The following is a 23,685-nucleotide window of genomic DNA, read 5'->3' as shown; positions in this document are numbered from 1 at the left end:
CTGGCGTACGCCGGATGGCTCATGCGTTGCGCTGCCCGAGCGAATATCAGATTTGGTGGCCGGAGAAAAACGGCGCGGCAGTTATCTGCGGCGCCCTTTGGCGACGCCGGCCTTCGGATCATAACCCTGCGCGAAGCGTTCCATGCACATCGCCGCGGTGAGGCGGTAATGATTGAGAAGCGCCTCGACCGCGCCGTCGGCGTCGCCATCCAGCGTGCGCTCGGCAATCATGCGGTGCTCGCCAAGATCGTCGCGTCCCATGCCCGGCGCGTTTTGCGAGATCAGGCGGTAGCGCGAAGCCTGATCGGAAAGCTGATCGCAAAAGCCGATCAACCAGTGCGACCGGCACGCCGCGATCAGCGCGCGATGGAAGGCGCGGTGCAGCTTCTCCCATTCCGGATTGTTGGTTGCCGGGTCTTCCGGCAGGCGGCGCTCGGCGCGCGCGAGGCGGTGCAGGGCCAGCACCAGCTGCTCTTCCCATTCGGCGGTGCGGTGCGCAATGGATTCGCGCAGCGCTCGCTCCTCCAGCCAGCAGCGCGTACGCGTCAACTCCTCCAGCTCCGCGGCGCTGACCGGCATCAGGAAGAAGCCGCGTTGGTCGTGACGGCCGAGCAGGCCCTCGGCGGCCAGGCGGTTGAGTGCCTCGCGCACCGGCGAAGCGCCGGCGCCATAGCGGGAAACGACCCATTCGACACGCAGTTTCGTCTCGGACTCCAGAGCTCCGCGCAGCAAGTCGTCGCGGAGTTGCTGGTAGACCGAACTGGCAAGCGTGCTTTTGGCGCCCTTGCTCTCGCCCGGCTCGGTGTTTCCGTTTGTCAATCGAACTCCTGTTGCTTTGCCCCTGGTTTGCCAGGGCCCCGCGGCGAAGCAATTCCCGTAAATGTATCATACAGCCGGGCAACGGCGCCTCAAGCGGAAGATGACGATATTCGACCTTAAGACAGGGCGGGCCGTCTATTCATTGAATAAAGTAGAATCTCAGGGAAAAGCCGATAATCCTGCGTCGCTTCCTATATCGAGAAGTCGGTCAATTGCCGCAGTCATGCAACTCCCGGGAGAGATGGGGCAGTTATACGTTTAACCGACGGCTCTGTCGGCGGCCGTTCGAATTGCTTCGATATTTGCCCTGTAGGCTTCGACGCTGCCGCCCTTGAAGACGGCGGCGCCCGCCACCAGCACATTGGCGCCGGCCGCGGTCACCAGCGGCGCCGTTTCGGCTGAAACGCCGCCGTCGATCTCGATGTGGATCGGCCGGCTGCCGATCAGCGCCTTGACCCGTTTCACCTTGTCGACGATCGCCGGGATGAAAGCCTGTCCGCCGAAGCCCGGATTGACGGTCATGATCAGGATGAGGTCCAGCCGGTCGAGCACATACTCGATCGCCGTTTCTGGCGTCGCCGGGTTGAGCGAGACGCCGGCCTTCTTGCCAAGGCTCTTGATGGTCTGCAGCGAACGGTCGAGATGCGGCCCGGCCTCGGCGTGAACCGTCATGCCGTCGCAGCCGGCTTCGGCGAAGGCCGCCAGGTAAGGATCGGCCGGCGCAATCATCAGATGGCAGTCGAAGAAGGCCTTGGTGCGGTTGCGGATCGCCTTGATCACCGGCGGGCCGAAGGTGATGTTGGGTACGAAATGGCCGTCCATCACGTCGAGATGGATCCAGTCGGCGCCGGCCGCCGCGACGGCCTCGACCTCGTCGCCGAGCTTGGAGAAATCCGAAGCCAGCACCGATGGCGCGATCAGGGTCTTCTTGCTCATGGCGCAAATTCTCCCGGCAGTCCTGCGCGCGTGGCCGCGCCTGTCAGCGCGATTGCCTAGAGCAATTCCAGGAAAAGTGCGAGCGGTTTTCCGTCCGGAATTGCGTCAAAACAAGGAGATAGAGCGGTTCGCCGTTTCCGTGAAACGGTGAAACGCGCTAATGCATGTCGCGCAGAAGTGTGCAGCGGTTTTGCGATAACGACATGCATGAAAACAAAGGCTTAAAGCGCGTCGCGTGAATCCGCTTCAGTGCGACGCGCTAGACCATGATCCTGCCAAGGGGAAGCATGTTCTCGACAGTCGAATCGGTCCGCTTGCCACAGGGCAGTCTTCGATGTGGAAAAGAAAACCCGCCGGATCGCTCCGGCGGGTCTGGGTCTTCAGCCGCAAGATTACGGCTTGAAGTTCTGGATGTTGGCGCCCGCCGGATCCTGCGGCACGCGCCGCGGCTGGCGCTGCGGCACCAGTTGCTGCAGCACGTTCGGGTTGAGCAGGATGCCGGGGTTGATCTCGACGCCCGGCCGCCTGCGGATCGGCGTGCAGTCCGGGAACCGTCCGGCCGTGCCGATCGGGCAGCGCCGCTTGGTCAGCACCGGCTGGCACTGGCCGTCGATGTAGCGCGAGCCCGGCGCGCATTCCTGTTGCGGCTTGCGGCAGGCGCCATCGCGGATTTCGGTCCCACGCGGGCAGACGCAGTCGCCCCGCTTGTTGTGGACCTGACCGCGAATGGTGCACTGCTCCTGCTTCGGCTTTGGCGGCCTGCAGGCTTTGCCCCGCACCTCCAGGCCGTCCGGGCAGGCGCAGTTGCCGTCGGCGTCGCGCACCTGGCCGCGAATCGGGCATTGCCTCGACACGATCGGTCGGCAGGCGCCGTCACGGACTTCCGTGCGGCTCGGGCAGACGCAATCGCCATCGGCATTGCGGGACTGGCCCCGGATGCGGCACTGGGCGGGCGGCTGCCTGTCGGGCACGCAAGCCTTGGCCACCCGGTCGAGATGTGTGCCGTCCGGGCAGGTGCAGCCATTGCCGTTCGAAGTCGGCACCGCGCCCCGCACCGTGCACCTCGGCGGGATGACCTGGCAGACGCCGTTGACGAGTTCGCCGCGGCGGCAGACGCAGTTGCCGTCCTGGTCGCGGTACTGGCCGGGACGCAGCGTGCACTGCGGCTCCTGCGGCTCTTCGCCCCGCACGCATTTGCCGTTCTCCAGCTCCGTGCCGCGCGGGCAGACGCAGCGTCCGTCCGCTGTCCGGATCTGGCCCTGCAGCAGGACGCAGCGCGGCGGCACGGGCAGCGGCAGGAGCTTGGTGCCTCCACCGCCTGAGCACTGGCCGTTGCGGAAGGTGGTGCCGTCCGGGCAGACGCAACGGCCGGCCGAGTTCAGCACCAACCCGTCCGAGCACTGGTTCTTCACCTCATGCCTGATGGTGAAGGGATGGCACGCATAGGCCTTGCCGCGATCGCCCTGGTTGGTGGTCAGGTCGCGCGACGGCACGTCGCCGCCGCCGTGCACCGGCGTGTTCGGAGGAAGCACGCCGACGCAGTTCTGTCCGTTGACCGTTCCCCGCAGATCGGCGAGGCGCCCGTCCTCGGGAAGGATCACGGTGACGTGGTGGGTGTGGCTTTCGCCTGCCCCCAGCGTCAGGTTGGCGATGCAGGATAGAGGCAGCGTCGTCGGCTCCGGCGAGCAGCCGAAAGGCGGATCGATCGAGGAGATCTGAACGCCTTCCAACCGGCCGAGTCCTTCCACGCCGATCGCATCGCCGATGCGGACCGGACCGGAGAAGGGGTTCGGCCCACCATTCGTGATGGTGATCTCGAACGAGCAGGGTTCTCCCGGCTGGCACTCGGCATCGCCGGTCTTCTCGACGCGGATGGTCGAGGCGCCGCCGCCCTTCGCGCAAGCTTGGCCGATCGGGTAGACGATGTCGTCGCCCGGCGCCGGCCCGTAGGAGCCGCGCGCGCAGTTTTCGAACGCGCCATTGCCGCTCACCGTCACGTCGAAGTGCCTGGAGGCTCCGGGCGTCATCACGGCGCCGGGAATCTGGCACGACAGCGTGTTGGCTGGCGCCGGTCCGCAGTTCCATTCCGGGCCGTCGGGCGCGACGGTCTGGATCTGCACCGGCGCGCCGCCCGACACCAGGGTCGCGGCATCGTTGACCCGCACCGGTCCGGTGGGAGCCGCGGTGCCGGCATTGCTGACGGTGATGCGGCAAGAGACCATTCCGGCGCGCACGAGCTGATCGCCGCTGCAGGTCTTGGTGATGCGCAGGCCAGGCTGGCCGCCATTCGGATGGCGGATGCGTTCGGTGGCGCAGGCCTTGTTGTTGGCGAGGTCGACCTCGCCGGGAATGGCCTTCACCTCGGCGCAGTTCTCCACCGTGTCCGGCCGGTAGTTTGCCGGCATCACTGCCTTGACGACGATCGGCGTCGAGGCGCCCGCAGGCAGCGAGATGCTGGCATTGTCGCAGCGGAACTGTCCGGGCCCGTTCGGTCCGCAGCTCCATGGCGGGCTCGGCCCGAAGGTCGACGAAGTCGGCGCGCCGCCGGGGTAGGTGTCGATCACCGTCAGTGGCCCATTATAGGTGTTGGTGCCGTTGTTGATGACGTCGATCACGAAGAAGCACACGCCGTCCGGCGTGCAGACCGGTACGCGGGCGCGCTTCTTCAGGATCAGGTCGACCTTCTTTTCGACCGGAGGCTGGCACTGCGGATCGCGGTCGCCACGGCGGCAGATCGGGATCGAAGCGCAGCCGCGGTCGTTCTGCTGGCTGCCGAACAGCGGCTTGCCGCTGGCCTGGTAGTCATAGGCGGCGCAGTTGCGCAGCACGCTGCCCTGCCACCCGCCCGCCGGCTTGAATCCAAGCTTGAGGTTGACGGAAGCGCCGGGGTTGAGCGTGGTCGGCGGATAGGTGCAGGTCATCGGGGTCGTGCCGGGCACGCAGACCCAGGGCGCGTTCGGCCCGGAGGCCAGCACGGAGCCTGCCGGCAGCGTCACCTCGTCGAGCACGATCTTGCCGTTATAGGGCGCGTCGCCGACATTGGTGACGGTGATGGTGAAGTCGCAGCCGCCGGCCATCGTGCAATGCGGCACGTCGGCATGCTTCTCAACCTTGAGGTCCGGCTCCTTATCTTTCGGCGGGCATCTCAGATCACGCGGGATGACGATGTCTATCACCTGCGTGCAGCAGAGCCCCCAGCCTTCCTTCGGCCCGGCATAGGTTTCGATGCCGGTGACGACGAGATGGATGGCCTCGCCGGGCGAGGCGCCGATGATCTTCCAGTTCAGCACGCCACCGCCGACCGGTACCTTTTGCGTGTCGGGAACGATGGTGATGCCGGGCGTCGTCGTCGACACCTGCACCCACTTGCCGCCCATCTCCGGGCCGACCGGCATGTGGTAGATGAAGGCGCCGCCGCCGGGCACGCAGTCGACCGTGCCGTGCTCGACCTTGAAGCATTCCTTGCCGGGAGGTGGCGGCGGGTTGCACTTGGCGACGTCGATAGGGATCGTCGTCTTGGCGCCGGTCAGGAAGTCGCCGTCGTCCGGCTTGCTCGGGTCCTGCGACGGGATGACGGTCCCCGGGCCGCCTCCCATTGTCACCTTGATCTGACCCTGGTTGTCGACATTGGCCGGCGCGGGAAACGCCGCCTGGTCGATCTTGGCCAGGATGCGGAAGGTGATGACGCGTTCGTTCGGCGCGCCCGAGCCGTCGAGATCGTCGGGGGAAATCCGGAAATCGGACACCGTCGCCGTATCGTCGGGGTTGGCCGAGCTGCTGATCGTGGCCGCCGGCAGCGCTCCGCCGCCGGCGTCCGTGCCGTCGCCGGTCACATTCACGTTGACGATCTTCAGGCCGTGCGCAAGCTGGTCCTTGAAGTCGATCCTGGCGTTCTTCAGTGCGTTAGCCAAAGCCGGATTGGCGAAGGCTTGCGCATTGCCGCGCAGGCCAAAGGTCAGCGTGTAGTAGACATAGTCGCAGCCGCGCTGGCCGCCCGTCTTGGTGAAGAAGGGCACGATGCGGCCGGGTTCGGGGTTGACGATGCGCGGATTGTCCAGGTCGAGCCTGGGCTCCGGTCCGGCGACTTCGGTGAGCTTGGCCGGAGCGGTGTCTTCCGCGAGCGCCGGCAGCGCCGGCATCATGGCGACCGCGATACCGGCCGCCATCAGCCAGCGCGCGCCGCGCCTGGCGTATGACAGGGGTTTCATGATCGTCTCCATGACGGTTTTCGTGTTGCACGAGGCGAGGTGGGAAAGGGCGAGATTTGTCATCTGTCCCTCCCTCAACGTTCGCAGCTGACGGCTGGCGTTCTGAGCGGCAGCGTCACCTTGCAGCAAGGGTAGTAGCCACCCTTGTCCTGGTCGGACTTGCGATAGAAGCAGAGCCCGACATTGACGGTGTCGCCAGGATCATGGCCGGTGATGTCGACCGTGTAGGGCTTGCCAGGGACATGCGACATGGGGGTCGATACCCCGACGCCGGGCGTCCTGGACTGCGCCTTGATCGAATCGCCGCCGAAGCCGGCATGGTCATGGAGATAGAGTTCGGCCCGGAGTCCGCGCGGCGTGCAGTAGTAGTGCACGTCCTCGACGTCGACGCAGGGCGGCAGGTTGCCGGGCGGCGGGAAGTCGGGCGGATAGAACGGAGGCAGATAGCCGCCGCCGGGGATTTCCTCGTAATAGCCGGCGCGGCCCTCGCAGGGGCGCCAGACCCTGACGTCGCCGACATGGCCTTCGACCTCGGGGTCTTCGAAATAGCCGTCGAAGTCGACGAACCAGGAGCCGAAGGGCGGCACGTTGGCCGGCTTGACCAGCGCGCTCGGCGTCAGCTGCACGCCATGCACGGCAAGCGGCCCGCCGGCGGCGAGGCGCTCGGCAAGCTCGGGATTGTCGCGCAATTTGTCGCCGGTGTTGACGACGGTGTCGGTGCAGACGCTGGTGTCGATATTGCCATCGGCATCATAGCCATATTGCAGGTCGACGCCGCCGGCCGACTGTCGGTTGCCTTGCGGGAAGCCGACCGCGTATTCCTGCGGCACCTCGACCCAGGCCGATTCCGTCGCCGGATCGTCCGGGTCTTCCTGCCAGTAGCGGATCAGCTCGCCTTTGCCGGAATCGGCGAAACGGCTGTAATCGTAACGGTTTTCGACCGGGCCGCGCTGGGCGAGATACATGAAGCCCTTATTGTCGAAGGCTATGTCGGTGACGGCGTAATCCTTCTCGGCCTTGACCGTCAGTTCCCAACGCGGATCGCCGGCGAACGTGCCGTCGCGCGCGACGCCGACCGACCAGATCTCGGATTTTTCGCCGACCGAATAATAGAGCCGGCCGCCGTGATAGGAGACCGCCCAGACACGGCGCTCGTCCTGCGTATAGCCCCAGGTCTCGGGGTCTTCGGTATCGAAGGCCGCGCCCTGGATGTCCATGACCGCGCCATCGTCGGCGACGGGGCCAAGCCCATGCGCCGGGCGGCCGGCGACGCCATGGTCGAACGTGTCGATCAGATGGCCGTCGGCGTCGATGCGATGGATCAGGCCGGTGTCGATATCCGAGGCGAAGAACTGGCGGTGGATGGGATCGAAGGCGAGGTTGCCGATGCCCGGTCCGCTGTTGGTGTCGATGTCGGCGAATTTCGAGACGGCGCCCGTGATGCCGTCGATCTTCCAGATCGTGCCTGGGCCGCCGCCATTCTCGGTGCCGAACTGGCCGCCCATGAAGGTGGCGCCGGCGGCGCCGCGACGCTGCCGCTCCGGACGCCCGTCGTCGTCGGCATCCGGCGTGACGATCTCGACGCCATGCAGCGAGGTCGCGGCGGCATAAAGATTGGGAATGCCCGACGGCACGCCATCGCGTACGCCGTCGTCATAGGTCAGTCCGAACACCTCGCCGATCTGCCCAGCCGTCACCTCGAAGGGCGGCGGCGTGAAGACGAGCTGGCCCGAGGCAGGCCCGCCGAGATGCGAGACGTCGAAAATGCGCAAGGATGCCCGCGAGGTGTCGATGAAGGTCTCGTCGACCGGATCGGTGCCGGGCGGCAAGCCCTGGTCGAAATCGGGGATCATGGTGCCGGGGAAGCCGGTGACCGCCATCGATCCAGGATAGATGATCTGGGTTTCCTGCGCCTTCGCCACGCCGCCGAGCCAGAGGCCGGCGGACAGCGCCACGGCAAGAATTCCGCTGGTGGATGCTATTGCGCGGCGCAGACGGCCGCCACGAGAACGCAGAAACGAGCCGCGAACGCCAGACATTGAACTCCCCCCGAAGCCGCTGGAAGGAACATCCGGTCTTGTCGCGCCAACCAGGGCAAGGCGCGGCGTTGCGGCACGTTCTTCCCCGATCGAATTGTCTGCTTTCCTCGTCGTGACGATACGCCTGCGCCTATGCAGGGTCAACGGAATCAGCCGAAAGCCCAGCGCGTCGACCCCTTCCCGAAGGCGGTGATCGCGCTGGACTCCCGTTGTTCCCGGAGACCGCGGAGTCTCTGGGTTTCTGGTCATGGGGCTTTCCCTTTCCGGGCCGCACCATTGCGGCGCCTGGCCATCAGTCGCTGTCAGGCGGGGAAAGGTTCATTTGAGGATAGCGGGGCGGAAAGCGTTCCCGGGTCGCCGGGGCGTCACCAGATCCAGTCGCCCCGGCCGAGCGCCGATACCGCCTCGACGATGCGGGTGAAGCTCGTCCGTGCCCGGCCGACCATGTGCCGGGCCCTGAGATAGCCGTGCACAAGGCCAGGCTCCTCGAACCAGGTGGCGCGTCCGCCGGCCGCGACGATGCGGTCGCGATAAGCCTCGCCGTCGGACGACAGCGGGTCGCATTCGGCGGTGATCAGCACCGTCGGCGGCAAATTGGCGAAATCGGCGTCGGCGAGCGGGTAGAGCGTGATATCGCCGGTCCGGTCCACGCCGCCGGTGCGGATATGCTTGTAGAAATCGAGATCGCGCACCGTCAGCATCGGCGCCTCGGCATGGGTGACGTAGGAGCCGCGCGAATGGTCGCCGCCAAGGCCGGAATAGATCAGCATCTGGCCGGCCGGCTTCTTCGCATGGCCGCGCGTCGCATGCGCTGTCGCCGCGCAGAGATTGCCGCCGGCGCTGTCGCCACAAAGCACGACAGGGCGGTCATAGGTCCCGGCGGCCCATTCGAAAGCGTCCATCGCGTCATCGAAGGCGGCCGGATGCAGATGTTCCGGCGCCAGCCGGTAATCGACCGAGACTACCTCGAAGCCGGTGCGGGCGCAAAGCTCGGCGTAGACATCGTCATGGCTGTCCAGCCCGCCCAGGATGAAGCCGCCGCCATGGAGATAGAGCACCATCGCGGCATTCTTCGGCGTGGCGTTGCGATAGATGCGGATCGGGATGCCGTTGGCGATGCTTGTCGTCTCGGCGGTCACGCCTTGCGGGTAGCCGGCAAAGAACTCCCGGCACATCCGGTCATAGATCGCGCGCTGCTGGGTTATCGTGTAGTCGATCGTGTCCGGCGGATAATAGGAGTTGGTCTTCTCGATGAAGGCCCAGGTCTCGGCATCGATGAGGGTTTTGTAGTCGGTCATTGCGGTTGGACCGACTGGAGAGGTTCAGCCCGGTCACCCCCCTCTGGCCTGCCGGCCATCTCCCCCGCAAGGGGGGAGATCGGATGTCGCATTTGCCTTCGCCAATCTCCAACGGGGGAAGGTGAGCGCCGGCGCCGACACTGCCAATCTCCCCCCTTGCGGGGGAGATGCCCGGCAGGGCAGAGGGGGGTGCCTCGCGCCGTCATCTCCGACGTTATCGTCCCTTCCAAACCGGGTCGCGCTTTTCCGCGAACGCCCGGAACCCCTCCATATTGTCTTCGGAGCCATAGAGCGCGTCGACCGTCGGCAACTGCCGGCGTGTCACCTTGTTCATCGCGTCCTGGAAGGTCAGCGCCTCGGCCACGCGCGCCGTCTCCTTGATCGAGGCGAACACCAGCGGCGGGCCGCTGGCCAAGAGCCTTGCGATCTCCCAGACGCGCTCTTCGAGCTTGTCCTTGGGCAGCACTTCGTTGACCAGGCCCCAGCGATGCGCTTCGGCGACATCCATCCAGCGGCCGGTAAACAGGAGGTCCATGGCGATGTGGTAGGGGATGCGCTTCGGCAGCTTGATGGTGGCTGCGTCGGCCAGCGTGCCCGCACGGATTTCCGGCAGCGCGAAGGAGGAATGGTCCGAGGCGTAGATGAGGTCGCAGGACAGCGCCAGTTCGAAGCCGCCGCCCACCGCCATGCCGTTGACGCAGGCGATCACCGGCTTGTTGAGGTCGCGCAACTCCTGCAGCCCGGCAAAACCGCCGACGCCGTAATCGCCGTCGACCGCGTCGCCGGCGGCGGCCGCCTTCAGGTCCCAGCCTGCGCTGAAGAACTTGTCGCCAGCGGTCTTGACGATCGCGACGCGCAGGCCGGGATCATCGCGGAACGCCCTGAAGGTCTGGCCCATCAGCCGCGATGTCTTCAGGTCGATGGCATTGGCCTTCGGCCGGTCGAGCGTGACCTCGAGGATCGTGCCCTCGCGGCGGGTGGTGATGATTTCAGTCATTCTTCTTTTCTCCAAGCACCAGCAGGGCATCCGCGATCCAGGCGCCCTTGCCTTCGGCACAGACGATCAGCGGGTTGATGTCGAGCTCCTCGATCTCGACTTCGTTCTTCTGGACGAAGTCGGCAATGCCGGCGACGGCGTCGATGGCCGCCTGGACATCGGCCTTCGGCCGGCCGCGATAGCCTTCGAGCAGCGGATAGAGCTTCAATCCACGCAGCGCCGCCTCGATGTCGTCGCGCGTTGCCGGCAGCATCAGGGTCACGCTGTCGCGCAGAAGCTCCACCAGCACGCCGCCGGTGCCGAGCGTCATCACCACGCCGAACATCGGATCGCGGGTGAAGCCGACGATCAGTTCGGCGACGCCGTCGCGCACCATGCGCTCGGCATAGAGCCCGGTGCCGAGCGGCAGAAGGTCATGCGCGGCGGCGCTGACGGATTCGGCGTCCTTGAGGTTCAGCCTGACGGCGCCGACTTCCGACTTGTGCGTGACGCCGAGAGCCTTCAGCGCCACCGGGAAGCCCAGCGTCATCGACGAGATCACCGCTTCGACCGCGTTGGAAGCGCGTTCGCCCTTCGGCACCGGCAGGCCGGCCTTGATCAGCCTTTCCTTGGCTTCGGCCTCGTCCGGCGTCACGTGTCTGGCTTCCGACGCGCCCGCGGCAGTGGTGTCGACCGGCTGCGCCTGCGGCTCGCGCCAGGCCCAGCCGATGAAGGCGGCGGCCTGCGCGGCGTCCATGGCCTCCGAAATGCCGAACAACGGCACCATGCCGCGCGCCATCAGCCCGGCGGTGTATTCCTCCGGCAGGTTTTCCGGCAGCGACGAGACGATCGCGCCTTGCGCCTTATTGGTCTTCAATGCCGCCTCGAAGGCGCGCAGCGTCGCCCACCAGTCGACGTCCGAGCAACGGTCGGGGCGCGGGAAGTCCAGCACCAGCATGTTGAGGTCGAAACCGCCCGACACCATGGCGGTGAAGGTGGCCGTCATCGCCGGCTCGTTGTTCCAGATGAAGGTGTGATAGTCGAGCGGATTGGCAACCGCGACCAGCGGTCCGAGCGTCGATTTGACATGCGCGCGATGCTGATCGGCAAGCGCCGGAAAATGCACCCAGCGGCCCTCGGCGCTGTCGGCCATCACGGAGGCTTCGCCGCCGGAGCAGCTCATCGAGGAAAGCTTGTAGCCGGGCAGCGGCCCGGTGATGTGCAGCAGCTTCAGCGCTTCGATGAAGGCCGGGATGGAATCGACACGCGCAATGCCGAGCCGCTTCAGGAACGCGCCGGAGGCGGCGTCCGAGCCGGCCAGCGAGGCGGTATGCGAAACGGTCGCCTGCCGCGCCTGCTCCGAGCGGCCGACCTTCATGGCGATGATCGGCTTCTCCAGCTCGCGGGCGCGCGCCGCCAGCCTTTCGAAGCCGGCTACGGAGTCGAAAGCCTCGATATGCAGGCCGAGCGAAGTGACGCGCTCGTCCTCGATCAGGCCGAGCGCCATTTCGGACAGGCCGGTCTGCGCCTGGTTGCCGGCCGTCATCAGGAAGGCGATCGGCAGGCCGCGCTTCTGCATCGTCATGTTGATGGCGATGTTGGACGATTGGGTGATGATGGCGACGCCCTTGCCGCCCTCGGCCAGGCGGATGCCGCCATGCTGGTCGGGCCACAACAACGCGCCGTCGGCATAGTTAATCAGGCCATAGCAGTTCGGGCCGATGATCGGCATCTGGCCGGCGGCGGCAACGAGCTCGGCCTGCAGCCGCTCGCCATCCTCGTCATAGGCCTCGGTCTCGAGGAAGCCGGCGGCGAAGCAGACGGCGCCGCCGGCGCCGCGCTCGGCCAGCGCCTTGATCACCTCGATGGTGAGATGCCGGTTGACGCCGACAAAGGCGGCGTCCGGTGCTCCGGGCAGGTCGGCCACGGAGCGGTAGGCCTTGCGGCCGGCGACCTCGTCCTTGGTCGGATGCACCGGCCAGATATCGCCGGCAAAGCCCATCTTGATCGATTGCGCCACGACGGCGGCGGCCTGCGCGCCGCCGAACACGGCGATCGATTTCGGGCGCAGGAGACGTTCGAGTTTATGCATGGCCATCTTTTCGTTTGAGCGCGATCTTTCCCCAAAACCGGTCCCGGTTTGGGGTAATCATGCTCTAAGCTCCGAACGGACGCAGCAGCGCCCGCGAAATAATATGTCGCTGAATCTCCGACGTGCCTTCCCAGATGCGCTCGACGCGGGCATCGCGCCAGATGCGCTCCAGCGGCAGGTCGTCCATCAGACCCATGCCGCCATGGATCTGGATGGCTTCGTCGGCGACAAAGGCCAGCATCTCGGTGGCCTTCAGCTTGGCCATCGCCATGTCCTGGTCGGTGACGGTGCCCTGATCGTACTTCCAGCCGGCTTCGAAGACCATCAGGTCGGCGGCCTTGAGCTCCGTCGCCATGTCGGCGAGCTTGAACGACACGCCCTGGAACTTGCCGATCTGCTGGCCGAACTGCTGGCGCTGCGCGGCATATTCGATGGCGTGCGACAGCGCGCGCTCGGCGCGGCCGAGGCAGGTTGCGCCGACCTGCAGGCGCGTGGCCCCCAGCCACGAATTCGCGACGTCGAAACCCTTGTGCACCTCGCCGAGTACCTGGGATGCCGGCAGTCGGCAATCGTCGAATTCCAGGATCGAATTGGTGTAGCCGCGATGCGAGACATTGCGGTAGCCGTCGCGCACCGAAAAACCCTTGGTGCCCTTGTCGACGAAGAAGGCGGTGATCTTCTTGCGCTTGCCGCGCGGCGAATCCTCTTCGCCCGAGGCCATGAAGACGATGGCGAAGTCGGCGATGTCGGCATGCGAGATGAAATGCTTGGTGCCGTTGAGCACCCAGTCCGAGCCGTCCTGCACGGCGGTCGCCTTCATGCCGCGCAGGTCGGAGCCGGCGCCCGGCTCGGTCATCGCCAGGCAGTCCCACTTCTCGCCGCGAATGCAGGGGAAAAGGTATTTCTCGCGCTGCTCCGGCGTGCCGGCAAGCAGGATGTTGGAAGGCCGCGCCACGCAGGTCCAGTGCAGCGCATAATTGGCGCGGCCAAGCTCCTTCTCGTAGAGCAGCCAGCTTACTGTGTCCAAGCCGGCGCCGCCGACATCGGCCGGCATGTTGGCGGCGTAGAGCCCGGCCCCGATCGCCTTGGCCTTCAATTCGTCGATCAGCTCGCGGCGCAGCACGCCGGTGCGCTCCACCTCGCGCTCATGCGGATAAAGCTCGTTCTCGACAAAGGCCCGCGTCGTCTCGACGATAAGCTTCTGTTCTTCCGAAAGACCGAAATGCATCGCCTCAGCCCTTCTTCTTGCTCTTCTTCGCCTTGTCGGCCTTTGCGGGCTTCCCGGCTTTTGCCGGCTTTTCAGCCTTTGCCGGCTTCGCGGCTTTCTTCGCCGGCTTTGTCGCCTTGGCCTTTGCGATGGCCTCGGCTGGGGTGTTCTTCGCCGCCAGCTTGGCGAGCTGCTTCGTATAGTCCTTGTGCAGCGCGCCGGCGCCCCAGCCCTTGCCCTTGTTCTGTTTCGACAGCGCTTCCATGATCGCGACCAGATTGTCGTCGCGGATCTTCTCCAGCTCGCGGATCGACAGGCCATGCGCCTGCTCGTCCGACTGCGAGGCGATCAGGTCGACCAGCTCGTCGTTGAACTCCGGCACGTCCATCAGCTTGGTCCACGGCCATTTCAGGCAAGGTCCGAACTGCGCCATGAAGTGGCGCATGCCGGCCTCGCCGCCGGCGACCCGGTATACTTGGAACATGCCCATCTGCGCCCAGCGCAGGCCGAAGGAATAGCGCATGATGTCGTCGAGTTCCTCGACCGTGCAGATGCCGTCCTTGACCAGCCAAAGCGCCTCGCGCCAGGCGGCTTCAAGCAGGCGGTCGCCGACAAAGGCCTCGATCTCCTTGCGCACCACCACCGGCTTCATGCCGATCGAGGCGTAGAGCTCCTTGGCGACCTCGATCACCTCCGGAAAGGTCTGCTCGCCGCCGACGATCTCGACCAGCGGCAGAAGATAGACCGGGTTGAACGGATGGCCGACGACCAGCCGCTCCGGGTGCTTCTTCATCGCCACCTGCATGTCGGTCGGCTTGATGCCGGAGGTCGACGAGCCGACAATGGCATTGGCCGGCGCATGCGCGTCGATCTCGGCCAGCACCTTGTGCTTGAGGTCGAGCCGCTCCGGCACGCTTTCCTGGATGAAGTCGGCGTCGGCCACCGCCTCGGCGATGGTCTTGGCGAAGGTGAGCTTGCCTTCCTTGGGCAGGCCGCCGGGCAGCATCTGCTTGTAGGCGCGGCGCGCGCCCTTCATGACCTCGCCGACCTTGCGCGACGCTTCCGGATCGGGATCGAAGATCGACACGTCGATGCCGTTCAAGAGCAGCCGCGCCACCCAGCCGGCGCCGATGACACCGCCGCCGATGGCGGCCGCCTTGTTGATGATGCTCATGCTTGTCAGGCTCCGGTTCTCGTCTTGGCTGTATCGAGGTCGGTGAGGGCCACGCGCTCGCCGGCGCGGATCACCGCCGGGTCGTAGGCCTTGCGGGCGAAGACTTCGAGCACGAAGGGCCGGAAGAACTCGACCGGCAGCGTCTCGTAGTCGGGATCGAAGCTCGACTGGTCCCAGCGCTCGCAGAAACGGTCGCAGTCGTCGAAATAGGGATGGCCGGCGAATCGGTCGCGGGCATGCGGGTTGCCGCCCAGGTGATGCGCGTAATAGAGGCGCTGGAAGTCGCCGTGCTTTTCCACCACCCAGGTGCATTGCTCGCGCACGAAAGGCTTCAGGATCGCGGCCGCATATTCGTCGTGATTGTAGGGCGCGTAAATGTCGCCGATGTCGTGCAGCAGCGCGCAGACGATCCAGTCGGTGTCGGCGCCGTCCTGCCAGGCCCGCGTCGCGGCCTGCAGCGAATGGCCGAGCCGGGTGATCTTGTAGCCGGAAAGCCCTTCATCCAACTGCACGAGCGCGTCGAGCAGCCGGTCGCCGGTCTTGGCGGCATAGTCGATCTCATGGGCGGTCAGGAATTCGTAGTCTTCCTTGTCGCCGTCCTTCATCGCGGTGAATTTGACGGTATCAGCCATGACCAACGCCCGCCTTACGCCGCGGCCGCGATCGGTGCCCGCTTGGTGAGATTGAGCTTCTTGCGCACTTCCTCAGGCCCGAGCACGCGTGCGCCGAGATTGGTGACGATGCTCGCCGCGCGTTCGACGAGCTGCGCGTTGGTCGCCAGAACGCCCTTGTCGAGCCACAGATTGTCTTCCAGGCCGACGCGGACATTGCCGCCGGCGAGCACCGCCGCCGCCGCATAGGCCATCTGGTTGCGGCCGATCGAGAAGGCCGACCAGTTCCAGGTCGAGGGGACGTTGTTGACCATCGCCATGAAGGTGTTGAGGTCGTCCGGCGCGCCCCACGGCACGCCCATGCACAGCTGCACCAGCGCATCCGGGTTGAGGACCTTTTCCTCGACCAATTGCTTGGCGAACCACAGATGCCCGGTATCGAAGGCCTCGATCTCCGGCTTGACGCCGAGCGCCGTCATCATGCCGCCCATGGCGCGCAGCATGCCGGGCGTGTTGGTCATGACGTAGTCGGCTTCGGCGAAATTCATCGTGCCGCAATCCAGCGTGCAGATCTCCGGCAGGCACTGGCGCACATGTTCCATGCGGTTGGTGGCGCCGCCCATGTCGGTGCCCTTCTCGTTGAGCGGCAGCGGCGCTTCCGGCGAGCCGAACACCATGTCGCCGCCCATGCCGGCGGTCAGGTTCAGCACCACGTCGACATTGGCCTCGCGGATGCGCTCCGTCACCTCGCGGTAGAGATGCACGTCGCGCCTGGGCTTGCCGGTCTCGGAGTCGCGCACATGGCAATGGACGATCGCAGCACCAGCCTTGGCCGCGTCGATCGCCGAATCGGCGATCTGCTTGGGCGAGCGCGGCACGTGCGGGCTGCGGTCCTGCGTGCCGCCGGAACCGGTCACGGCACAGGTAATGAAGACCTCGCGGTTCATCGCAAGCGGCATCTTGATCCTCCCAGATTCGATCGGCCATGCATGCCACCCAGAAGCGGGAGCCGACAATGGCACGGCATGCACAGGAATTCATCAAGAATGCCCGACTTGCCGGAAACTGTTTTGCGTTTTACGAAGGTCTCATGATCAAAAGCGAAAAACCGACCATCTTTCGATCCGAACGCGAGCCACTCAAGGTGACGTTCCTGGTGTTCTCGGGCTCATCGATCATGTGCGTCGCCTCGGCGGTCGATCCGTTGCGCGCCGCCAATCGCATCTCGGGCGAGACGCTGTTCGATTTCAAGCTGGTCTCGGTCACGGGCGAGGCGCCGGTGACGACTTGCGGCCTGCCGGTTGCGGTCAGCGGCCGTTTCGACGCGGCCGAGCCGACCGACATGCTGGTCGTCGTCGCCGGCTTCGGCACGCAGAATTACGCCACGTCCGCGCTGCTTGCCGGCCTGCGCAGGGCGGTGCGGGCGGCCCGCGCCTGCGGCGGCGTCGAGGCCGGCACCTGGCTGGTGGCGCGGGCCGGGCTGCTCGAGGGCCGCAGCGCCACCACGCATTGGGAGGATATGGAGGAGTTTTCGACCGCCTTTCCCGGCGTCGACGTGCGGCCGGACCGCTATGTCATCGACGGGCCGGTCTTCACCTCCGGCGGCGCCTCGCCGACCTTCGACCTGATGCTGCATCTGGTCCGCACCCGGCTCGGCATGGCCGCCGCGCTCGATGTGGCGAGCGTCTTCATCTACGACCAGGCGCGCGCCGCGACCGACGCGCAGCCGCTGGTATCGCTCGGCCGGCTCGACGGCTACGACCCGCGGCTTGCCCAGGCGATCCGCCTGATGGAAGCGCATGTCGACCAGCCGCTCACCATCGACGCCGTGGCCAGGCGCGCCGGCGTGACGGCAAGAACGCTGGAAAGCATTTTTCGCAAATCGATCGGCGAGACGCCGGGCGCTTATTATCTGAGGCTGCGCCTCAGCGCCGCCCGCCGTCTCGTCGTCGACACGCGCATTGCCATGGCCGATATTGCCGGGCGGACAGGCTTCTCGTCCGCCGCGGCATTTTCCAGGGCGTTCTCCAGGGCGTTCGGCGAGGCGCCGGTCAGGCTTCGCCGGGGGTAGGGTTAAGGCGGCGGCCTTCCGCTCGCTAAGGCGGCGGCCTTCCGCTCGCTATGCGGCAGCCTGCTGCTCGCTCAAGCGGCGGTCTGCCGGTCGCTGGCGCTGTCCATCTGCGAGCGCATCTGTCTCGCAAGACGGATTTCGAAGCGGTTGCTGACGGCGCGATCCCATTCGGTCTTCACGTCGTTCGTCGGCCGCGGCAATGCCATCAGCCGGTCGATGATTGATCCGGTTTCGCCGGACGAGAGCAGGGCGTCGATTTCGCGTTCATGCTGCATATCGGTTCGCCTCCTTCTTCTTCACCCGCCACAGGAGCTACGTTTATACGAGTTCCGTGACGGCTGTTTGAAGGCAAGAGCGGGGCGATTAAGGGGCGGCTCGGGGCAAAACCTTGTCGTGAAGTTCTGCCCCGCGCGAATGCAATACGGTCGGGCATTCCGCCTGAGCGATCAGACGTAGCGGTTGACGATGTTCTCTAGCAGTTCCTGCCGGCCGGAGCGCGGCTGCGGCTCGATCTTCTCCTTTACCACGCGCTCGGCGATCTCCTCCAGCGTGCGCTCGCCCGAAACGATCGCCTTGCCTTCGGCGGTGTTCCAGCCAGCATAGCGCTCGGCGAGCGGGCCGGACAGCGCCTTGTCCTCGATCATCTTGGCCGCCGCCTTGAGGCCGCGCGCGCAAGCATCCATGCCGCCGATATGGCCGATCAAGAGGTCGTCCGGGTCGAGCGACTGACGCCTGAGCTTGGCGTCGAAATTGGTGCCGCCGGTCTTGAAGCCGCCGGCCTGCAGGACCTGGTAATAGGCCAGCGCCATTTCCGGCACGTTGTTGGGGAACTGGTCCGTGTCCCAGCCCGACTGGTAGTCGTTGCGGTTCATGTCGATCGAACCGAAGATTCCGAGCGCATTCGCCAAAGCCAGCTCATGCTCGAAGGAATGGCCGGCCAGGATCGCGTGGCCCTGCTCGATGTTGAGTTTTACTTCCTTCTCCAGCCCGAAGCGCTTGAGGAAGCCATAGACGGTGGCGACGTCGTAGTCGTACTGGTGCTTGGTCGGCTCCTGCGGCTTCGGCTCGATCAGTATCGTGCCCTTGAAACCGATCTTGTGCTTGTAATCGACGACGAGATTGAGGAAACGGCCGGCCTGCTCCTGCTCGCGGGCAAGGTCGGTGTTGAGCAGCGTCTCATAGCCCTCGCGGCCGCCCCACAGCACATAGTTCTCGCCCTTGAGCTTCTTGGTGGCGTCGATGCAGCTTTTCACCGTCGCGGCCGCATAGGCGAACACGTCCGGATCGGGATTGGTGGCCGCGCCCGACATGAAGCGGCGGTGCGAGAAGAGGTTTGCCGTGCCCCATAGCAGCTTGACGCCGGTCTCGCTCATTTTGGTTGCGAAATAGTCGGTGATCTCGTCGAGGCGCGCGGCGCTCTCCGAAAAATCCTTGCCTTCCGGGCGCACGTCTGCGTCGTGGAAGCAGAAATAGGGCGTCCCCAGCAGCGAGAACATTTCGAAGGCGACGTCGGCCTTGAGCTTGGCCAGTTCCATCGTGTCGACGCCGCCCGGCTTGGCAAACCAGGGGCGGTCGAAGGTCTGGCCGCCAAACGGGTCGCCGCCCGGCCATGCGAAGGAATGCCAATAGGCGACGGCGAAGCGCAGATGGTCTTCCAGCCGCTTGCCGGCGACGACCTCGTCCGGATTGTAGAAGCGATAGGCCAGCGGATTGGTCGAATCCGGCCCTTCATATTTGATTGTCTTGATGTCGCCGAAAAATCCGCTGCTCATGGTTTCCTTCCTCTCCGAGATGATTTCGCCCGATTACCTCGGGCGTAATTGGTTTGGCGTCCGTGGGGCGCGAAAAGCGTCGTGTCGAAACGATCCAACGAAGGATGATGATCATGACTGACCTCAACACGATCGCCCGCAACTACATCGCCGCCTGGAACGAGAGCGATGCGGCCCGCCGCAAGGCGCTGCTCGACGCGGCCTTCACCAAGGATGTCAGCTATCGCGACCCGGTCATGCGGGGCGACGGCCACGCCGGCGTCTCGGCACTGATCGACGGCGTGCAGCAGCGCTTTGCCGGCTTCCGCTTCTCGCTGAAGCGTGAGCCGGACGGTTTCGCCGACCGCATCCGTTTCTCGTGGAACCTGGGACCCGAAGGCACGGAGTCCGTCATCGAAGGCACCGACATCGGCGTCATCGAGGATGGCCGCCTGAAGAGCGTCACCGGGTTTTTGGATAAGGTGCCGGCGCAGTGAGGCTAATTTCGGAGGGGCGGTGCGAGCCCCCCCTCTCTGGCCTGCCGGCCATCTCCCCCTCGAGGGGGGAGATTGGCTGTCACGCAGGCCTTCGCCAATCGCAAGCGTTGAAAAAAGTGCAGTGGCGCTGAAGCTGCTGATCTCCCCCCTTGCGGGGGAGATGCCCGGCAGGGCAGAGGGGGGTGCCTCGCGCCTACCCATGCAACTACTAGGTGCCTCGCGCAAACTCACGCAGTTACCGCCCGGATCGCCGGATAGAGCGCGCGATAGCGCTGGTAGGCATCCGCGAAGGCGCCACCCAGGCTTGCGTCCGGCTCGATGGTCGCATCCGTTGCCGGCGCGGTGCACACGGCCAACGGATCAGCACCCGTCGCGGCGATCAACCCCAGCCGTGCCGCGCCGAAGGCGGCGCCGAAATCGCCGTCGGCGGGAATATCGACCGGCACCTGCAACGCGGTGGCGATCGCCTTCAGCCAATAGCGCGAGCGCGAGCCGCCGCCGATCGCGGTCACCCGGGTCAGCTCCGTGCCGGCCTTCTTCAGGGCCTCGAGACTGTCGCGGAAAGCGAAGGCGACGCCTTCGAGCACCGCCTGCGTCAGCACCACCCGACTCGATTCATGCGCGAGCCCGGTGAAGGAGCCGCGGATGGCGGAATCATTGTGCGGCGTGCGCTCGCCCGAAAGATAGGGCAGGAAGGTGACGCCCGTCGGCGCCTTCAGCGCATCGCCGAGTTCACGCGTCAGGTCGCCGGCGCCCTTTCCGGTGATTTCCGATAGCCAGTTGAGCGAATCGGTGGCCGACAGGATGACGCCCATCTGGTGCCATGTGTTGGGCAGCGCATGGCAGAAAGTGTGTACTGCGCTTTCCGGGTTGGGCAAATAAGAGGCGTTCGCCGCAAACAGCACGCCCGACGTCCCGAGCGAGACGAAGGCGTGGCCGGCGCCGACCGTGCCCATGCCGCAGGCCGAGGCCGCGTTGTCGCCGGCGCCGCCGGCAACCGGGGTGCCCGCCGCGACGCCCCATTTTGCGGCCAGTTCGCCGCGCAAGGCGCCGGCCTTGGCGGTGCCTTCGACCAGCGAGGGCATGTGCTTTTCGTCGAGCGACGTCGCCGCCAGCAATTCGGCCGACCAGCTGCGCTTGCCGACATCGAGCCACGAGGTGCCGGCCGAATCCGACATTTCGGATATATGCTCGCCAGTCAGCCAGAGCCGCAGATAATCCTTGGGCAGCAGCACCTTGGCGACGGCGGCAAAGATCTTGGCTTCGTGTTCCTTCACCCAGGCAAGCTTCGGCGCGGTGAAGCCCGGGAAAACGATGTTGCCGGTGAGCTTGCGGAAGCGCGGATCGGCATCGAGCGCGGCCGCCTCGACATGGCTGCGCGTGTCGTTCCACAGGATGCAGGGGCGCAGCACCTTGTCCGATGCATCGAGCAGGGTGGCGCCATGCATCTGGCCGGAAAGGCCGATGCCCTTGACCGCGGCCAGCTCTTTCGGATGCGAAGCCTTGAGTTCGGCAATCGCCGCCTCGCAGGCCTCGATCCAATGCGCCGGATCCTGTTCCGACCAGCCCGGATGCGGCCGCGAGACATCGAGCGATCCGTGGCCGGAGCCGATGACCTTCTGGCCGTCGTCGATCAGCAGCGCCTTGACGCCCGATGTGCCCAGGTCGAGGCCGAGATACATGATTTCCTCCCAATGCCGTTAATTTTTTCGGATCTCGAAAAAATCTGGCTTGGCCAGTTTTTAGGGCAAGATCCGTCCCGGGTCAATTCTCTGACAAATCGGCGGCGCGCCGCATGAACAGCGCCGACAGCGGGCTTTCCGGCCGCGCCAGCTGTCGCTCGGCCGTCAACGCCCGCGCGAGCGCCGTATCGCCGGCGCGCAGAGCGGCCTCGATCAGCGTCAGGTCGATCACGTCGCGCTGCGCATGGCTGCCCCCGAAACGATGCGCGATCGAGCGGATCGGCCGGATCAGGCGCACTGTCTCGTCGTGATTGCCTTCGCCGAAGGCCTTGATCGCAAGCGTCAGCGGATGTCCGACATCGCGCGTGAAGGCGGCGTTGTCGTCGCTGCCGCGCATCGCTTCGCGTTGCGCCTCGAGCAGCGTCTTGGCCGGCGCCTCCAGTCCGGCGCCGACAAAGGCCATCATAGCATGCACGTCGTTGAAGGCGTAATTGCCGGCGGCGGCTTTCGGGATCCAGTTGGCGGCGAGCGCCGCCCAGCGGTCGCCGACATCGACGCCGCCCAGAGTGAGGCGCCACAGGATCGCCGAGGCATCGACCATGTTGAGCGCCAATGTCGAGGGGTCGCCATAGATCGGCCCGTCATAGAGCTTGAGCACCTCGTCGGTTTCGCCGAGATCGTAATGGAACAGCGCCAGGTGCCACCAATTGTGGATCTGCAGGAAGCTGTCCTTCGACCAGGCGTCGGGATCGGCGCGCATCCAGGCGATGCCGTCTCGTTGTCGGCTTTGCATTTCCATGACATGCGCGACCGCATGCTGCGCCCAGCCATCGCGCGGTTCGATCTCCACAGCCTGCCGGCCGAAGGATTCGGCACGGGCATAATCGCCCATCTCCTCCAGCCCGAAGGCCTGCATGCCGAGAATGGCGTGGTAGCCCGGCATGCCTTTTTGCCAGGCCGGCAGCGCCCGGCCGATGCGGTCGCGCAGCATGCGCGCATTGCCGGTGAAGAAGTCGATCTGATGCCCCACTTGCAGCGCCAGCGCGTCGTGCGGGGTGTCGATCGCGATGTCCTCGAGGATGCGCGCGGCTTCATGCCAGTGGCCATTGGCGAGATGGCCGAGCGCCGCGACATGCGCCTGTTCGCGCGTGGCGCCGGCAAGCGGCTGCGCCGCCGCATGACAGGATCGCACGACGGCCATCGCCTCCCGCTCCGTGGCAAGGCCGAACAGATAGCCTTTGAACACATGCGCCATCACGAAGCCGGGATCGTCGGCGATGGCGCGATCGATTGTAGCGACCGGGTCGCCGACGAAGCATTGCAGCTCATGCACGGCGCGGGCATAGGACGGGAACCCGGCTTCAGTCGCGCCCGAGTAAGCCAGGCCGAATGCGTCCTCTATCATTACGTCCTCGCTATCGACGATTTTTCGGTCGGGATCCGATCCTAGAGCAACCCGTACCAACCCGCCAACCGCGGAGACGTGATCTGCCTCGCTTTTGCCCCAGGCCTAGCTGCTGGAGCGCATCGCCACCGTGGCGATGCCGGCGCCGACCAGCAGCGTGCCGCCGGTGCGATTGAAGATGCGGATCGCCTTCGGGTTGCGCACGATCGCGCGGGCCCTGGATGCAACCAGCGCGTAGCCGAAGGCGTTGGCGAAAGCCAAGGTCAGGAAGGTCGTCTCGAAGATCAGCATCTGCATCCAGAAGTCGGCGTTCCGGTCGAGGAACTGCGGCAGGAAGGCGACGAAGAAGGTGATGCTCTTCGGGTTGAGCGCCGTCACCAGCCAGGCATGCGCCATCATCCTTGCCGCCGAGACCGCGTCGGTGCGCGGCTCGGCCTTCAGCGCGCCGCCGGCGCGGAACAGTTTTATGCCGAGATAGATGAGATAGCCGGCGCCGATCACCTTGAGCACGGTGAACACCGTGGCCGAAGCCGCGAGCAGCGCGCCGATGCCGAGCATCGACAGCGTCATGGCGGTGAAGTCGCCCAGCGCCACGCCCACCGCCATCGGCAGCGCGGTGCGCCAGCCCTGGCCGAGCGCATAGGAAACGACCAGCAGGATCGTCGGGCCGGGGATGACGAGAAGGATGGACGAGGCGGCGGCGAAGGCGGCCCAGTTTTCGAAGGACATTTCCTTACTCCTCGAGCGCAAAGGAAAGGATAAATCCTGGGGTGGGCGGGAATGTAAAGGGGCCGTTGGAAAAATCTTCGGCGCCTGGGCTGCAGGCCCATCGGCCACCGCAACGATCCGTTAGGGTTAAGCCCGGCTTCCGGTCTTTCACCCTTTTTCAACCATGAGTGGCGAAAATGCCTGCGATCCG

The 23,685-nt window shown here is 65.6% G+C and carries 18 protein-coding genes; 2 read left to right on the top strand and 16 right to left on the bottom strand.

The window, feature by feature from the left end:
* Positions 1-81 precede the first annotated feature (81 nt).
* From FJ430_RS02120 to FJ430_RS02070, 11 genes are all read right to left on the bottom strand, one after another.
* A complete protein-coding gene (locus FJ430_RS02120; RefSeq protein ID WP_140702156.1) occupies positions 82-819 on the bottom strand; it encodes a GntR family transcriptional regulator in 738 nt (245 codons plus the stop codon).
* 258 nt (positions 820-1,077) lie between these two features.
* On the bottom strand, positions 1,078-1,755 hold the full coding sequence (gene rpe, locus FJ430_RS02115) for a ribulose-phosphate 3-epimerase (protein ID WP_140648036.1): 678 nt from the start codon (positions 1,753-1,755) through the stop codon (positions 1,078-1,080).
* Positions 1,756-2,147: 392 nt separating this feature from the next.
* Entirely contained in the window at positions 2,148-6,026 is a 3,879-nt protein-coding gene (locus FJ430_RS02110) for a DUF11 domain-containing protein (protein ID WP_140702157.1), read from the bottom strand.
* 11 nt (positions 6,027-6,037) lie between these two features.
* Positions 6,038-8,002 carry a hypothetical protein gene (locus FJ430_RS02105; protein ID WP_140702159.1) on the bottom strand — a complete coding sequence of 655 codons (1,965 nt, stop codon included), beginning with the start codon at positions 8,000-8,002 and terminating at the stop codon, positions 6,038-6,040.
* A 365-nt stretch (positions 8,003-8,367) separates the two neighbouring features.
* Positions 8,368-9,300 (bottom strand): alpha/beta hydrolase, encoded by a 933-nt coding sequence (locus tag FJ430_RS02100; protein WP_140702161.1) that lies wholly within the window; start codon positions 9,298-9,300, stop codon positions 8,368-8,370.
* 214 nt (positions 9,301-9,514) lie between these two features.
* The gene (locus FJ430_RS02095; RefSeq protein WP_140702163.1) at positions 9,515-10,297 is read right to left on the bottom strand and encodes a carnitinyl-CoA dehydratase; all 783 of its coding nucleotides are present in this window, start codon (positions 10,295-10,297) and stop codon (positions 9,515-9,517) included.
* Positions 10,290-12,368, bottom strand: coding sequence for an acetate--CoA ligase family protein (locus FJ430_RS02090; protein ID WP_140702165.1), 2,079 nt, complete (start codon positions 12,366-12,368; stop codon positions 10,290-10,292). Before FJ430_RS02090 ends, FJ430_RS02095 begins: the two co-directional genes overlap by 8 nt.
* Before the next feature lie 64 nt (positions 12,369-12,432).
* The gene (locus tag FJ430_RS02085) at positions 12,433-13,596 is read right to left on the bottom strand and encodes an acyl-CoA dehydrogenase family protein (RefSeq protein WP_140702167.1); all 1,164 of its coding nucleotides are present in this window, start codon (positions 13,594-13,596) and stop codon (positions 12,433-12,435) included.
* Between the two features lie 4 nt (positions 13,597-13,600).
* Entirely contained in the window at positions 13,601-14,749 is a 1,149-nt protein-coding gene (locus tag FJ430_RS02080; RefSeq protein ID WP_226892041.1) for a carnitine 3-dehydrogenase, read from the bottom strand.
* Positions 14,750-14,754: 5 nt separating this feature from the next.
* On the bottom strand, positions 14,755-15,381 hold the full coding sequence (locus FJ430_RS02075; RefSeq protein ID WP_140702169.1) for an HD domain-containing protein: 627 nt from the start codon (positions 15,379-15,381) through the stop codon (positions 14,755-14,757).
* 14 nt (positions 15,382-15,395) lie between these two features.
* A complete protein-coding gene (locus FJ430_RS02070; RefSeq protein ID WP_140702171.1) occupies positions 15,396-16,319 on the bottom strand; it encodes a 3-keto-5-aminohexanoate cleavage protein in 924 nt (307 codons plus the stop codon).
* A 131-nt stretch (positions 16,320-16,450) separates the two neighbouring features.
* Between FJ430_RS02070 and FJ430_RS02065 the strand changes: the two genes are divergently transcribed.
* Entirely contained in the window at positions 16,451-17,431 is a 981-nt protein-coding gene (locus tag FJ430_RS02065; RefSeq protein WP_140702173.1) for a GlxA family transcriptional regulator, read from the top strand.
* 71 nt (positions 17,432-17,502) lie between these two features.
* Here the strand turns inward: FJ430_RS02065 and FJ430_RS02060 are convergent, their stop codons facing one another.
* Both FJ430_RS02060 and xylA read right to left on the bottom strand, forming a co-directional pair.
* A complete protein-coding gene (locus tag FJ430_RS02060) occupies positions 17,503-17,706 on the bottom strand; it encodes a hypothetical protein (protein WP_140702175.1) in 204 nt (67 codons plus the stop codon).
* A gap of 171 nt (positions 17,707-17,877) precedes the next feature.
* On the bottom strand, positions 17,878-19,203 hold the full coding sequence (gene xylA / locus FJ430_RS02055; protein WP_140702177.1) for a xylose isomerase: 1,326 nt from the start codon (positions 19,201-19,203) through the stop codon (positions 17,878-17,880).
* Positions 19,204-19,316: 113 nt separating this feature from the next.
* Between xylA and FJ430_RS02050 the strand changes: the two genes are divergently transcribed.
* Positions 19,317-19,679, top strand: coding sequence for a nuclear transport factor 2 family protein (locus FJ430_RS02050; RefSeq protein WP_140702179.1), 363 nt, complete (start codon positions 19,317-19,319; stop codon positions 19,677-19,679).
* A gap of 227 nt (positions 19,680-19,906) precedes the next feature.
* Here FJ430_RS02050 and xylB read toward each other — a convergent pair whose 3' ends face one another.
* From xylB to FJ430_RS02035, 3 genes are all read right to left on the bottom strand, one after another.
* A complete protein-coding gene (gene xylB, locus FJ430_RS02045; RefSeq protein ID WP_140702181.1) occupies positions 19,907-21,361 on the bottom strand; it encodes a xylulokinase in 1,455 nt (484 codons plus the stop codon).
* Between the two features lie 82 nt (positions 21,362-21,443).
* A complete protein-coding gene (locus FJ430_RS02040) occupies positions 21,444-22,766 on the bottom strand; it encodes a tetratricopeptide repeat protein (protein ID WP_140702183.1) in 1,323 nt (440 codons plus the stop codon).
* A gap of 105 nt (positions 22,767-22,871) precedes the next feature.
* The gene (locus FJ430_RS02035) at positions 22,872-23,495 is read right to left on the bottom strand and encodes a LysE family translocator (RefSeq protein WP_140702185.1); all 624 of its coding nucleotides are present in this window, start codon (positions 23,493-23,495) and stop codon (positions 22,872-22,874) included.
* Positions 23,496-23,685 lie beyond the last annotated feature (190 nt).

The organism is Mesorhizobium sp. B2-8-5 (genome assembly GCF_006440675.2).
Classification (GTDB): Bacteria; Pseudomonadota; Alphaproteobacteria; order Rhizobiales; family Rhizobiaceae; genus Mesorhizobium.
This window is presented reverse-complemented; position numbering and strand designations above follow the sequence as displayed.

Bases quoted from the DNA above. Each gene is read 5' to 3' on its own strand.
- FJ430_RS02035 (WP_140702185.1), bottom strand. From the start codon at position 23,495: ATGTCCTTCGAAAACTGGGCCGCCTTCGCCGCCGCCTCGTCCATCCTT.
- FJ430_RS02070 (WP_140702171.1), bottom strand. From the start codon at position 16,319: ATGCCGCTTGCGATGAACCGCGAGGTCTTCATTACCTGTGCCGTGACC.
- FJ430_RS02105 (WP_140702159.1), bottom strand. From the start codon at position 8,002: ATGTCTGGCGTTCGCGGCTCGTTTCTGCGTTCTCGTGGCGGCCGTCTG.
- FJ430_RS02050 (WP_140702179.1), top strand. From the start codon at position 19,317: ATGACTGACCTCAACACGATCGCCCGCAACTACATCGCCGCCTGGAAC.
- FJ430_RS02090 (WP_140702165.1), bottom strand. From the start codon at position 12,368: ATGCATAAACTCGAACGTCTCCTGCGCCCGAAATCGATCGCCGTGTTC.
- FJ430_RS02075 (WP_140702169.1), bottom strand. From the start codon at position 15,381: ATGGCTGATACCGTCAAATTCACCGCGATGAAGGACGGCGACAAGGAA.
- FJ430_RS02095 (WP_140702163.1), bottom strand. From the start codon at position 10,297: ATGACTGAAATCATCACCACCCGCCGCGAGGGCACGATCCTCGAGGTC.
- rpe (WP_140648036.1), bottom strand. From the start codon at position 1,755: ATGAGCAAGAAGACCCTGATCGCGCCATCGGTGCTGGCTTCGGATTTC.
- FJ430_RS02085 (WP_140702167.1), bottom strand. From the start codon at position 13,596: ATGCATTTCGGTCTTTCGGAAGAACAGAAGCTTATCGTCGAGACGACG.
- FJ430_RS02110 (WP_140702157.1), bottom strand. From the start codon at position 6,026: ATGACAAATCTCGCCCTTTCCCACCTCGCCTCGTGCAACACGAAAACC.
- FJ430_RS02040 (WP_140702183.1), bottom strand. From the start codon at position 22,766: ATGATAGAGGACGCATTCGGCCTGGCTTACTCGGGCGCGACTGAAGCC.
- xylB (WP_140702181.1), bottom strand. From the start codon at position 21,361: ATGTATCTCGGCCTCGACCTGGGCACATCGGGCGTCAAGGCGCTGCTG.
- FJ430_RS02060 (WP_140702175.1), bottom strand. From the start codon at position 17,706: ATGCAGCATGAACGCGAAATCGACGCCCTGCTCTCGTCCGGCGAAACC.
- xylA (WP_140702177.1), bottom strand. From the start codon at position 19,203: ATGAGCAGCGGATTTTTCGGCGACATCAAGACAATCAAATATGAAGGG.
- FJ430_RS02080 (WP_226892041.1), bottom strand. From the start codon at position 14,749: ATGAGCATCATCAACAAGGCGGCCGCCATCGGCGGCGGTGTCATCGGC.
- FJ430_RS02065 (WP_140702173.1), top strand. From the start codon at position 16,451: ATGATCAAAAGCGAAAAACCGACCATCTTTCGATCCGAACGCGAGCCA.
- FJ430_RS02100 (WP_140702161.1), bottom strand. From the start codon at position 9,300: ATGACCGACTACAAAACCCTCATCGATGCCGAGACCTGGGCCTTCATC.